The sequence below is a fragment of the Halopseudomonas sp. genome (assembly GCF_038130085.1).
Taxonomy (GTDB): Bacteria; Pseudomonadota; Gammaproteobacteria; order Pseudomonadales; family Pseudomonadaceae; genus Halopseudomonas.
Genome location: NZ_JAYPMU010000002.1, coordinates 15,491 through 28,233, shown reverse-complemented (window position 1 = coordinate 28,233; position 12,743 = coordinate 15,491). Strand labels below are relative to the sequence as shown.

The 12,743-nt window shown below is 58.4% G+C and carries 9 protein-coding genes and 3 tRNA genes; 1 reads left to right on the top strand and 11 read right to left on the bottom strand.

Annotation, left to right across the window (positions count from 1 at the left end; translation table 11 throughout):
* Positions 1–122: 122 nt before the first annotated feature.
* The 9 genes from AAFM31_RS01695 to AAFM31_RS01655 all read right to left on the bottom strand — a co-directional run bounded on the left by AAFM31_RS01695 (position 123) and on the right by AAFM31_RS01655 (position 9,429).
* Positions 123–2,009, bottom strand: coding sequence for a SurA N-terminal domain-containing protein (locus AAFM31_RS01695; protein ID WP_341706392.1), 1,887 nt, complete (start codon positions 2,007–2,009; stop codon positions 123–125).
* Between the two features lie 223 nt (positions 2,010–2,232).
* Positions 2,233–2,505 (bottom strand): nucleoid-associated protein HU-beta, encoded by a 273-nt coding sequence (gene hupB / locus AAFM31_RS01690; RefSeq protein WP_088274022.1) that lies wholly within the window; start codon positions 2,503–2,505, stop codon positions 2,233–2,235.
* A gap of 213 nt (positions 2,506–2,718) precedes the next feature.
* A complete protein-coding gene (gene lon, locus AAFM31_RS01685; RefSeq protein ID WP_341706165.1) occupies positions 2,719–5,118 on the bottom strand; it encodes an endopeptidase La in 2,400 nt (799 codons plus the stop codon).
* 186 nt (positions 5,119–5,304) lie between these two features.
* Positions 5,305–6,588, bottom strand: a complete 1,284-nt coding sequence (gene clpX, locus AAFM31_RS01680; protein WP_341706164.1) for an ATP-dependent Clp protease ATP-binding subunit ClpX — start codon at positions 6,586–6,588, stop codon at positions 5,305–5,307.
* A 156-nt stretch (positions 6,589–6,744) separates the two neighbouring features.
* On the bottom strand, positions 6,745–7,386 hold the full coding sequence (clpP, locus tag AAFM31_RS01675; RefSeq protein WP_341706163.1) for an ATP-dependent Clp endopeptidase proteolytic subunit ClpP: 642 nt from the start codon (positions 7,384–7,386) through the stop codon (positions 6,745–6,747).
* 87 nt (positions 7,387–7,473) lie between these two features.
* Entirely contained in the window at positions 7,474–8,820 is a 1,347-nt protein-coding gene (gene tig / locus AAFM31_RS01670) for a trigger factor (RefSeq protein ID WP_341706162.1), read from the bottom strand.
* Between the two features lie 279 nt (positions 8,821–9,099).
* Positions 9,100–9,184: transfer RNA gene (locus tag AAFM31_RS01665), tRNA-Leu, on the bottom strand.
* A 55-nt stretch (positions 9,185–9,239) separates the two neighbouring features.
* A tRNA-His gene (locus AAFM31_RS01660) sits at positions 9,240–9,315 on the bottom strand.
* Positions 9,316–9,352: 37 nt separating this feature from the next.
* A tRNA-Arg gene (locus AAFM31_RS01655) sits at positions 9,353–9,429 on the bottom strand.
* A gap of 327 nt (positions 9,430–9,756) precedes the next feature.
* Between AAFM31_RS01655 and folD the strand changes: the two genes are divergently transcribed.
* Positions 9,757–10,611: a bifunctional methylenetetrahydrofolate dehydrogenase/methenyltetrahydrofolate cyclohydrolase FolD gene (gene folD, locus AAFM31_RS01650; protein ID WP_341706161.1), complete on the top strand. Its 855-nt coding sequence runs from the start codon at positions 9,757–9,759 to the stop codon at positions 10,609–10,611.
* A gap of 63 nt (positions 10,612–10,674) precedes the next feature.
* On the opposite strand, the gene AAFM31_RS01645 is transcribed toward folD, so the two are convergent.
* Together AAFM31_RS01645 and prpF are read right to left on the bottom strand one after the other, a co-directional pair.
* The gene (locus AAFM31_RS01645; protein WP_341706160.1) at positions 10,675–11,463 is read right to left on the bottom strand and encodes an SDR family oxidoreductase; all 789 of its coding nucleotides are present in this window, start codon (positions 11,461–11,463) and stop codon (positions 10,675–10,677) included.
* Positions 11,464–11,524: 61 nt separating this feature from the next.
* Positions 11,525–12,712 carry a 2-methylaconitate cis-trans isomerase PrpF gene (gene prpF / locus AAFM31_RS01640; protein WP_341706159.1) on the bottom strand — a complete coding sequence of 396 codons (1,188 nt, stop codon included), beginning with the start codon at positions 12,710–12,712 and terminating at the stop codon, positions 11,525–11,527.
* Between the last annotated feature and the right edge of the window lie 31 nt (positions 12,713–12,743).

Genomic DNA, 12,743 nt, shown 5'->3' with positions numbered 1-12,743 from the left:
GGTCGCAGCGGCTTTTTTATGCGCAAAGATCCGCCCCGCAGGACCTTACTGCCCCACAGCGCAAACAGCAGACATGAAAAAAGGCGCCGAAGCGCCTTTCTTCAACAACCGCGACCGCTCGCTTAGTAGCGCTCGATCTCGGCCTCACTGCGCAGTTGTTGCTGAGCAGCGGCGAAGTCCTGCTGGCCCGACTGGCCAGCAACGAACAGACTGTACTGATCGCTCGCACCATCAGCCGACTGCACATCCTCAGCAACAGCAACACCGTTCAGCTTGACCAGCCAGTACCCACCGGCGGCACGCTTGAAGCTGGCATACACCGGCTGATCGGACGCAGGCTTGGGCATGGCGAACACGTTGCGCAGCAGCGCTTGGTCAACCTGATTTGTGCCGCGGCCAACTGCTTCGTGCTGCTGCCACTCGGAGCCCAGCTGCTCGGCTGCCGCATCTCCAGACAGGGTTTGCGAGCGCAGCTGCTCAACCAGTTGCTCGGCTTGCGCCGCTGCAGCCTGATCGGCCTTGCTGTTCGCCAGCTGAGTGCGAATATCAGCGCTCACGTCAGCCAGAGGACGCTGCTCAGGGGTCAGATGCTGCTTCACTCGGACCACCACAACAGTATCGGCATCCAGCTCGATCAGGTCGCTGTTAAAGCCGTTATCCAACACTTCCTCGCTGAACGCGGCGTTCATGACCTTCGGATTGGCCGCCAGACCTTCACCGCCCAGACGCTCAACCGGACCCAGAGTCTCAATCGTCAGCCCCAGCGCCGCAGCTGGCTCAACCAGATCAGCCGCCTCGTGAGCCAGGTTCGCCAGTTGCTGCGATGCATCCACGAAGCGACGCTCAACCTGCTCGGCCTTCAGCTCCTGAACCAGCTGATCACGCATGGAGTCCAGCGAGGGTACCTCAGGCGCCTTCAGGTCGGTCAGCTTGACCAACTGAAAACCATAGCTGGTGCGCACCGGTGCAGAGACTTCACCCGGCTGCAAAGCAAACAGCGCATCGTCGAACGCCTCGTCAAAGCTACCCTTGACGATGTAACCCAGGTCACCACCATCACGGGAGCTACCGGTATCGTCAGACAGCTCTTCAGCCACCTTGGCAAAGTCTTCGCCTGCAGCGATGCGGGCAGCCGCTTCATCAATACGCGCCTTTGCCGCCGCCTCGTCATCGCCTACCTCGACCAGGATATGTGACGCACGACGCTGCTCAGCCAGGTTGCCGATTTCACGCTCATACAGCTGCTGAACGGCCTCGTCGTCAACCTCAACCTGATCAAAGAAATCCTTGCGCGACAGCGTCAACGTCTCCAGTACAACGCGTTCTGGCGTCATGAACTGCTGAGCGTTGGCATTGTAGAAATCTTCAACCTCGGCATCGCTGATCTCGCCATTGGCCTCACCAACCGGGATTGCCAGCGCTGCGAAGTCACGGGTCTGATTTTCCAGCGCAGCCAACTGCTTACTTTCCAGCGGCGTTGCAAAGGCAGTGGCTTCATAGCCATTGCGATACTGGGTGATCAGCAGCTGCTGACGAACCAGGTCACGGAAGGCCATGCGCGACGGCATGCCCATGTTGCGAATCACTACATCAAAGCGGTTGGCGTCGAACTTGCCGTCAACCTGAAAGTCGGGCTGAGTCAGAATCAACTGGTCGATCATCTGATCAGAAATCTGGAAGCCGGCATCCTTGGCACCCTGAATCAGCACCGCACGCTCGATCATGCCGTCCAGCACAGTACTGCGCAGGAACGCCTCATCGATCATGCTCGGATCAAACTGGCCGCCCATCTGCTGAAGCTGTTGCATCAATTGGCGGCGCTGCAGGGCGACTGCCTGCTCAAGCTCAAGCCGGGAGATCGGTTCACCGTTGACCTCGGCTGCTTCGTCCGCTTTGTTGGTAAAGCGGTTGATGGACTCCCATCCGGTCAGCGCAAAAATCAGCACGATGATGCCGACGATCACCTTGGCGACCCAGCTCTGTGCATTGTCCCTCATTGTTTGCAGCATCATGCCCCCGAAGCGTCTGCAGAATACGACTTTAAGGCCATCGGCCTCCGGAATGGTTCCGGCGTCGCTTTTTTATTTGTCCAACAAAAAAGGCGCATCAGGTTGATGCGCCTTTCTGGTAACTGTCGGGGCCGACTCGAGAGGCCATCGCTGGCGAACTGGTCATCGGTCCCGTAGCACATCCGCAAAGCTGCGGACGTGTCACATCAGATCAGGGACGCGATCAGTTAACAGCGTCCTTGAGAGCCTTGCCAGCCTTGAAGCTGGGGATCTTGGCTGCGCTGATCTCGATCGGCTGACCGGTCTGCGGGTTGCGACCAGTGCGAGCTGCACGCTCTTTAACTGCGAAAGTACCGAAACCTACCAGAACAACCGAATCACCATCCTTCAGCGCACCAGTGATGGAGTCGATGACGGCGTCCAGAGCACGACCGGCAGCAGCTTTCGGAATATCGGCAGATGCGGCGATGGCATCAATCAGTTCAGACTTGTTCACTCTAAGTCCCCTTATCTAGTTCAATGAGTTGTTAGTCATTATGTAAGCTTTTGGTCTTAGCAAAGCTGTGGCCAGTCAGCATACCTGCTTAGGTCGAAGCCGCTTTATAGCAAGCGGTCAAAAACCGTGTCAAGGAGCGCCATCGGCGCTCTGGACGGGTCAGTGAAAGCATCCACAGCGGAATCCATCACCCACCAAACTCTGATGGTCTTATCAGTGAGTACTGATGCGTCCCTTTTCATCAGTCTCGCGATTGTCATCCTTTGCCACCATCTCTTCAACCCCTTCTTTCAAGGGCTCCGGCGAGTATTGCAGCGCAATAGCCAACACTTCGTCAATCCATTTTACCGGTTTGATCTCGATATCCTGGCGGATCTTCTCGGGAATCTCCTTCAGGTCACGCACATTGTCGTGCGGAATGATCACGGTACGGATGCCACCGCGGTGCGCAGCCAGCAGTTTTTCCTTCAGGCCACCAATGGGCAGAACCTGCCCCCGCAGCGCAATTTCGCCGGTCATAGCGACATCTGCGCGCACCGGGATACCGGTCAGCGCCGACACCAGTGCGGTGCACATACCAATGCCTGCACTCGGGCCGTCCTTCGGTGTGGCGCCCTCCGGCACGTGGATGTGAATGTCGTTTTTCTCGTGAAAATCAGCCGCAATACCAAGGCTGGCAGCACGGCTACGCACCACGGTCAGCGCAGCACTGATCGATTCCTGCATAACGTCGCCAAGCGAACCGGTCTTGATCTGGCGCCCCTTACCCGGCACCACAACGGCCTCCAGGCTGAGCAACTCGCCGCCAACCTGGGTCCAGGCCAGGCCCGTTACCTGACCAACCTGATCGCTCTCCTCGGCCAGACCGTACTTGAACTTGCGTACACCCAGGTAGTGTTCAAGCAACGCCTCATCCAGCACCACCGGCTTGGGCTTGCGCTCAGCAGACTGCTCCTTGACCACCTTGCGGCAAACCTTGGCGATTTGGCGCTCCAGGCCACGCACGCCTGCCTCACGGGTGTAGTAACGAATCAGGTCGCGGAGCGACTCCAGAGTGAACGTCAACTCGTCCTTCTTGAGACCGTTATTCTTGGTCTGCTTCGGCACGAGATAACGCTGGGCAATGTTGATCTTCTCGTCTTCGGTGTAGCCCGGAATACGGATGATCTCCATCCGGTCCAGCAGCGGCGCGGGAATGTTCATCGAGTTGGAAGTACAGATGAACATCACGTCAGACAGGTCGTAATCCACTTCCAGGTAGTGATCGTTGAACGCGTGATTCTGTTCCGGATCCAGAACCTCGAGCAGCGCCGACGACGGATCGCCGCGCATGTCCTGACCCATTTTGTCGATTTCGTCGAGCAAAAACAGCGGGTTCTTCACCCCTGCTTTGGTCATCTTCTGAATCAACTTGCCAGGCATCGAACCGATGTAGGTACGGCGGTGACCGCGGATCTCGGCCTCATCACGCACCCCACCCAACGCCATACGCACGAACTCACGATTGGTGGCACGCGCCAGAGACTCGCCCAGGGATGTCTTACCAACGCCCGGAGGGCCCACCAGACACAGCACGGGGCCTTTCAGCTTACGTACCCGCTTCTGCACCGCCAAATACTCGAGAATGCGCTCTTTGACCTCTTCCAGGCCATAGTGATCGGTCTCCAGCACCTTCTCGGCGCGCTGGATATCGTGCTTGACCTTGGTCGCCTTCTTCCACGGCACAGCCGTCAGCCAATCGATGTAGGAGCGCACAACCGTGGCCTCGGCCGACATCGGCGACATCATCTTCAGCTTGTTCAACTCAGCGTTGGCCTTGGCCAGCGCCTCTTCGGTCATGCCCGCCTCGTCGATCTTGCGGCGCAGGTCGTCAAATTCGCTGTGGCCGTCCTCCAGATTGCCCATCTCCTTCTGGATGGCCTTCATCTGTTCGTTAAGGTAGTACTCGCGCTGACTGCGCTCCATCTGCTTCTTGACGCGGCCACGGATGCGCTTCTCGACCTGCAGCAGATCAATCTCGCCATCAAGCACGCCAAGCACATGCTCAACGCGATCACGCAGCGGCAGGATTTCCAGAATCTTCTGCTTCTCGTCCAGCTTCAGCGACAGATGCGCTGCCATGGTATCGACTAGGCGACCGGGCTCATCAATGCTCGAGAGCGAAGAAACGACCTCCGCAGGAACCTTCTTGCCAAGCTGAACGAACTGCTCGAACTGGCTCATCAGGCTACGCACAAGCACTTCAGCCTCGCGCTCGTCCAACTCAGAATCGTCCAGCAGCTCAACGTCGGCTCGCTGATAACCGTCGATATCATCCAGCTCGGTAATGCGCGCACGACGCTCACCCTCGACCAGCACTTTCACCGTGCCGTCGGGTAGCTTCAACAGCTGAAGGATGGTTGCCAGGGTGCCCATCTCGTAAAGGCCGTCGCGGCTCGGATCATCATCACCGGGGTCACGCTGGGCGACCAGCAGCACTTGCTTGTTGGCCGACATGGCCGCATCGAGCGCCTGAATGGATTTGTCACGCCCGACAAACAGCGGGATGACCATATGGGGATACACCACTACATCACGCAGTGGCAGGAGCGGGAATTCGCTAGAAGTCGTCATGGCAGAGGCTCGCTCGGTGAAGGGTACCCTGCAATGCGGCACCGATACGTGTAGAAGTCATGGTTTCAACATGGGGGCTGCTGCGGAAAATTACAAGCGCGGGAACAGCATCAATGACAAACAGGTTGCAGAACAGCAGCCCGGAAACAACAACGCCGCCCGGGGGCGGCGTCGCAACATCGACGATCAGTCTTCCGGTACAGCCTTGGGCGGCTGCTCCGGCGTCTCATAGATCAGCAGCGGCTTGGCGTCGCCACTGATGACGTTTTCATCGATGACCACCTTGCTGACGTTCTCAGCAGAGGGGATTTCGTACATGGTTTCCAGCAGCACGCTTTCCAGAATGGAGCGCAGGCCACGGGCGCCAGTTTTACGCTCCAGCGCACGGGAGGCAATCGCCTTCAGCGCATCGGTACGGAATTCCAGCTCCACGTCTTCCATATCGAAAAGACGCGCATATTGCTTGGTCAGCGCGTTCTTCGGCTCGGTCAGAATCTGAATAAGTGCATCTTCATCCAGCTCGTTCAGCGTCGCGATAACCGGCAGACGACCAACGAATTCCGGAATCAGACCAAAACGTACCAGATCGTCCGGCTCGACATCCTTCAGGGTGTCACCGACTTTCTTGCCGGCATCCTTACTGCGGACAGTCGCGTTAAAGCCGATACCGCTCTTCTCGGAACGATCACGGATGACCTTCTCCAGGCCGGCAAACGCACCACCACAAATGAACAGGATGTTGCGGGTATCTACCTGCAGAAACTCCTGCTGCGGATGCTTGCGGCCACCCTGCGGCGGAACGGAGGCAACGGTGCCTTCAATCAGCTTCAGCAGTGCCTGCTGCACCCCCTCACCCGACACATCACGAGTGATCGAGGGGTTGTCAGACTTGCGCGAAATCTTGTCGATTTCGTCGATGTAGACGATACCCATCTGGGCCTTCTCCACATCGTAATCGCACTTCTGCAGCAACTTCTGAATGATGTTCTCAACGTCTTCACCCACGTAACCGGCTTCGGTCAGGGTGGTCGCGTCGGCGATGGTAAAGGGGACGTTCAACAAGCGCGCCAGCGTTTCGGCGAGCAGCGTTTTACCCGAGCCAGTCGGCCCGATCAGCAGGATGTTACTCTTGCCGAGTTCAACGTCGTCCTTGCCCTGACGCTGATTCAAACGCTTGTAGTGGTTGTAGACCGCCACAGACAGCACCTTCTTGGCGCGCTGCTGACCAATCACGTACTGGTCCAGAATCGAGCAGATCTCGACCGGCGTCGGCAGCTTCTGCTGACTGCTCTCGGTCTGACTTTCCTGTACTTCTTCGCGAATGATGTCGTTGCACAGGTCAACGCACTCATCGCAGATAAACACGGAGGGGCCGGCAATCAGCTTGCGCACTTCATGCTGGCTCTTGCCGCAGAAGGAGCAATACAGCAGTTTGCCGTTGTCGTCGCCCTTCCCAGTCATATCGGTCATCGAAAACCCCTACTCTTGAATCGCTCTCGAATACAAAGATGGGGGCATTATCCCCAGTTTGCAAGTGCGACCCGATCAACTTGCACCGGTCATGCAACACCGCGCCCGCCTGCAGCTAAGGCACGGCGTACAGGGCACGCCGGCGTTAAACAACCCTTACTCAGCGCCGGAGCGGGACTCCAGAACCTGATCGATGAGACCGTACTCCACCGCCTCGGCACCGCTCATGAAACGGTCGCGATCAGTATCGCGCGCAATCACGTCGAGCGGCTGACCGGTATGATCCGCCAGCACCTTGTTCAGACGCTCGCGAATGAACAGGATCTCGCGGGCATGAATCTCGATGTCAGAGGCCTGACCCTGGAAGCCACCCAGCGGCTGGTGAATCATCATGCGCGCGTGCGGCAGACAGAAACGCTTGCCAGCAGCGCCACCAGCCAACAGCAGTGCGCCCATGCTGCACGCCTGACCAATACACAGGGTGCTGACGTTGGGCTTGATGAACTGCATGGTGTCGTAAATCGCCATGCCTGCGGTTACGGAACCGCCGGGCGAATTGATATACAGGTGGATGTCCTTGTCGGGATTTTCCGACTCAAGGAACAGCAGCTGCGCCACAACCAGATTGGCCATGTAGTCTTCCACCTGACCCACGAGGAAGATCACGCGCTCTTTCAGCAGCCGCGAATAAATGTCATAGGAACGTTCACCCCGAGCAGACTGCTCGATCACCATCGGGACCAGGCCGCCTGCGGCCTTCACTTCTGGGGGCAACTGCATAAAGCTGTTTTGGGTCATGGATTCCTGTCACTCCGAATGTGCTTGTCGCAAAAACGCACAAGCCAGCCCGAAGGCTGGCTTGCGTTTACGGAAAGCAGCAGCGAATTACTCGTCTGCTTTAGCTTCCTCGGCCTCACCAGCTTCAACCTGAGCAGGTTGTGCCGGCTTCACAGCCTCTTCATAAGCGACTTTCTTATCAGTCACTTGCGCCTTCTGCAGCACAGTATCCACGACTTGTTCTTCCAGCACAACCGACTGGATTTCGCCCAGCTGCTGTTCGTTCTGGTAGTACCAGTTGATGACCTGCTCCGGCTCTTGGTAGGCGGAAGCCAGCTCTTCAACCATGGCGCGAACGCGATCGTTGTCCGGCTTGATGTCGTTTTGCTTGACGACTTCAGCAACGATCAGACCCAGGCTGACGCGACGCTTGGCCTGCTCTTCGAACAGCTCCGCCGGCAGCTGGCTAGCCTGGATGTTGGCACCACCGAACTGCTGAACTGCCTGCTCGCGCAGACGGTCGATTTCAGTGCTAATCAGCGCCTTCGGCACCTCAACAGTGTTGGTGTTCAGCAGACCGTCCATGACCTGGCCCTTGACCTTGGTCTTGATAGCCTGGCGCAGTTCGCGCTCCATGTTCTTGCGAACTTCGGCGCGGAAGCCTTCCAGACCGCCTTCGTTAACACCAAACTGAGCGAAGAACTCGTCGTTCAGTTCCGGCAGCGCCGGAGCAGCAACGGCCTGAACAGTGGTCTCGAACTCGGCGGCTTTACCAGCCAGATCCAGGTTCTGATAGTCCTCAGGGAAGGTGACGTTCAGAGTCAGGCTGTCGCCTGCCTTCGCGCCAACCAGACCTTCTTCAAAGCCCGGGATCATGCGACCAGAACCCAGAACCAGGTTGGTACCGTTGGCAGTGCCACCCTGGAACGCCTCGCCGTCGATCTTGCCGACGAAGTCGATGGTGACCTGGTCACCGTTCTCGGCAGCACGCTCAACCGCTTCAAAGCGGGTGTTCTGCTTACGCAGGGTTTCCAGCATGGTGTCGACGTCAGCGTCGGTCACTTCGGACTCAGGACGCTCAACGCTGATGGCCTCAAAGCCAGCCAGGGTGACTTCCGGGTAAACTTCGAAAGTAGCGATGTACTCGAAATCCTTGCCAGCTTCCATGGACTTGGGCTCAACGCTCGGCGCGCCGGCCGGGTTCAGCTTTTCCTGCATGACAGCTTCGTAGAAGGAGGACTGGATTACTTCGCCGATAACTTCCTGATGAGCGGAAGCACCGAAGCGCTTGCGGATGACGCTCATCGGCACCTTGCCAGGACGGAAACCATCAACGCGGGCGCGCTTGGCGGTCTGCTGCAGACGCTTGTTGACCTCGTTTTCAATACGATCGGCAGGAATGCCTACGGTCATACGGCGCTCGAGGCCGGAAGTGGTTTCAACCGAAACTTGCATGGATAGTCCTCGTTCAACAGACAAAGAAAATGATTATTGGTGAATTCCAAAGGGTCGACATTCTAGTCGCTTGAATAACAGAAGTCATCACCGCTGCGATAAAGCGCGTAACGGTATTTCACAAAGAGACCCGCTGATGAACACCAAAGACGCACCCTGAAGCAAAAGAGCGCCACATACCGAAGCACCCTTTAATTGAGAGGCAAACAAAAAAGCCGCCCCGAAGGGCGGCTTTTAAGCCACTTGCTCACAATCCAGCAGCAAGCATGTACATCAATATGGTGCGGACGGAGAGACTCGAACTCTCACACCTCGCGGCGCCAGAACCTAAATCTGGTGTGTCTACCAATTTCACCACGTCCGCTTTGCAGCGCTTCAAACGAAAACGCCAGGCAGTGCCTGGCATTTTCTTGAATAAGTGGGGTGGACGATGGGGATCGAACCCACGACAACAGGAGTCACAATCCTGTGCTCTACCAACTGAGCTACGCCCACCACTACATGCTTCTCGACCAACACAGCCTTGCCTTAATGGCACGCCCGGCAGGACTCGAACCTGCGACCATCCGCTTAGAAGGCGGATGCTCTATCCAGCTGAGCTACGGGCGCCCTGTGCAACCTATCACCCGCTAGGGATCAGATTTCCGAGTGAACTTGTGACGCTCATTCGGTGCTGCCTGGTCGCCTTCCAAACCGGTGTCGCTGTGTTTGTGAAGCGGGGCGAATAATACTTAGCGACGCCCACCACGTCAACGTCCCTTTCAAAAAAATTTAATCACATGAGGAGGTTATCCTGATTCCCTCATTTATTCGCGGCTATCGGCGCGACGATTCAGCGCAGTCATCGGGGTTTTCCGACAACCTGCCCTGCTCGCCCTTTTTCCGCGGGGTTCGGCGTGCCACAATAGCGCCACTTTTTTCTGCGTCAGGAACCCCATGAACGCCCAACTCATTGATGGCAAGCAGATTGCCGCCAACCTCCGCAAGGAAATCGCCAGCAAAGTCACCGAACGCAAGAATAACGGTCAGCGCCTGCCGGGCCTGGCGGTAATTCTGGTCGGCAGCGACCCAGCCTCGCAGGTCTATGTGTCGCACAAGCGCAAGGATTGCGAAGAAGTCGGGTTCCTGTCCCGTTCGCACGACCTGCCGGCAACCACCAGCCAGCAGGAGCTGCTCGACCTGATCGACAACCTGAATGACGATCCGGAGATCGACGGCATTCTGGTCCAGCTGCCGCTGCCGGCACACCTGGAAGCCTCCCAGCTGCTGGAGCGTATCCGCCCCGATAAAGACGTCGATGGCTTCCACCCTTACAACATTGGCCGCCTGGCCCAGCGCATGCCGCTGCTGCGCCCCTGCACTCCAATGGGTATCGTTCGCCTACTCAAGAGCACTGGCGTTGATCTCTATGGCCTGGATGCAACGGTCGTTGGCGCCTCCAACATCGTTGGTCGCCCCATGGCGCTGGAGCTGCTGCTGGCTGGCTGCACCACCACCGTGACTCACCGCTTTACCAAGAACCTCGAAGACCATATCCGTCGCTCGGATCTGGTAGTGGTTGCTGCCGGCAAGCCGGGGCTAGTGAAGGGTGAATGGATCAAGCCTGGCGCAATCGTGATTGATGTGGGCATCAACCGCATGGACGACGGCCGCCTGGTTGGCGACGTCGAGTTTGGCCCAGCGGCCGAGCGTGCCAGCTGGATCACCCCAGTACCGGGTGGCGTAGGCCCGATGACCCGCGCCTGCCTGCTGGAAAACACCCTGCACGCCTGCGAACACCTGCACAAGTAATTCGCAGCAGCAGAGAGAAGAACGCCCGGCCAGTGCCGGGCGTTTTCGTATCTAGGCAGCCAATCAGAGACTGCCGGTGCGCCCGCCATCCACCGGCAGATTGATTCCACTTATATAGGCTGCTGCGGGCGAAGCCAGAAAACCGACCGCATTGGCAAACTCGGCAGGCTCAGCGAAACGGCCGACCGGCACGCTGGCCGCCATGGCTTTAGCCACCTGTTCAACCGAGCGCCCACTACTGGCGGCTGCATTGGCGATCAAGCTATCCAGCCGTGGTGTCTGCGTAAGCCCCGGCAACACGTTATTGACGGTAATCCCATCACCGGCTAATTCATTCGCCAGAGTCTTGGCCCAGTTGGCCACGGCTGCCCGCACGGTATTGGATACACCAAGGTTGCTTAACGGTTGTTTTACCGAGGTAGACAGCACATTAAGAATGCGCCCGTAACCGGCTTCGCGCATACCGGGCAGCAGGTGTTTGAGGATGACCTGCGCGTGCACCATGTGTTGCGTCAGCGCATCGGCATAGGCATCAGGTGAGGCGTCACTGGCGCGCCCGGGTGCCGGCCCACCGGTGTTGTTGAGCCAGATGTGGATTGCTCCACCCCGCTCCAGCTCGTTAACCAGCGCAAGCGTCAGCGCAGCGCGGTCGTGGGCATCGACTGCCAGCACAGCATGGCGCTGGCCGTGTTCGGCCACCAGGCTGTCGCGCACCGCGTGCAATTTGTCGAGCGAACGGGCCAGCAACACCACTTCTGCACCCTGCTCGGCCAGTTGCCGGGCGCACGCCTCACCCAGCCCCTGACTACCACCACAGACCAGCGCACGCCGGCCCGACAGATCCAGATTCATCACTCCTCCCCACCGCGTTAGCAGACTCGCTCGAGCCTAGCACGCGACGGGGAGCAGCACATCAGAACGCGTCGCCCGGTACCCGAACGTTGCCTTCCATCAGAATCCGCGCACTGCGGCTCATGATGGCTTTGGTAACGACCCACTGACCGTCGACCTGCTTGGCTTCAGCGCCGACGCGCAGCGATCCGGACGGATGACCAAAGCGCACCGCTTCGCGCTCACCACCACCGGCAGCCAGGTTGACCAGCGTGCCCGGAATGGCTGCTGCGGTGCCGATGGCGACCGCGCAGGTACCCATCATGGCGTGGTGCAGTTTGCCCATGGACAGGGCGCGCACCAGCAGGTCGACGTCAGATGCCTCGATCTGCTTGCCACTGGAAGCCTGATAGGTCTTGGGCGGCGACACGAAGGCAATCTTCGGGGTGTGCTGACGCTTGGCGGCTTCTTCCGGGGTTTTGATCAACCCCATACGCAGCGCGCCGGCGATGCGAATTTGCTCAAAGCGTGCCAGCTGGGCCGGATCGCTGTTGATGTCTTCGCGCAGCTCGGTGCCCTGATAGCCGATGTCTTCGGCATTGACGAACACGGTCGGGATACCCGCGGTGATCATGGTCGCCTCGAAGGTACCGACACCGGGCACTTCCAGGTCGTCGACCAGATTGCCGGTGGGGAACATCGAGCCGCCCTCTTCGCCGTCGTCGGACGGATCAAGGAACTCCAGCACGATTTCAGCCGCCGGGAAGGTCACGCCATCCAACTCGAAATCACCGGTTTCCTGCACTTCACCATTGGTGATCGGCACATGGGCGATGATGGTCTTCTGGATATTGGCCTGCCAGATGCGGACCACGCAGATGCCGTTATCGGGAATCCGCGCCGGGTCAACCAGGCCCGCGTGAATGGCAAAGGCGCCTGCTGCAGTCGACAGGTTGCCGCAGTTGCCGCTCCAGTCCACAAACGCGCTGTCGATCGAGACCTGACCGTACAGGTAATCGACGTCGTGCTCGGGCTGGCTGCTTTTCGACAGAATCACGCACTTGGAGGTCGACGAGGTGGCGCCACCCATGCCGTCGATATGCGCACTGTACGGATCGGGGCTGCCGATCACGCGCATGAACAGTTTGTCACGCGCCTCGCCCGGCACCTGACAACGCTCGGGGAGATCCTGCAGACGGAAGAACACGCCTTTACTGGTACCGCCACGAATGTAGGTAGCGGGAATTTTGACTTGGGCTGCATGAGCCATGAAAACGTCTCCTGAAAAGAACACCGGGGCG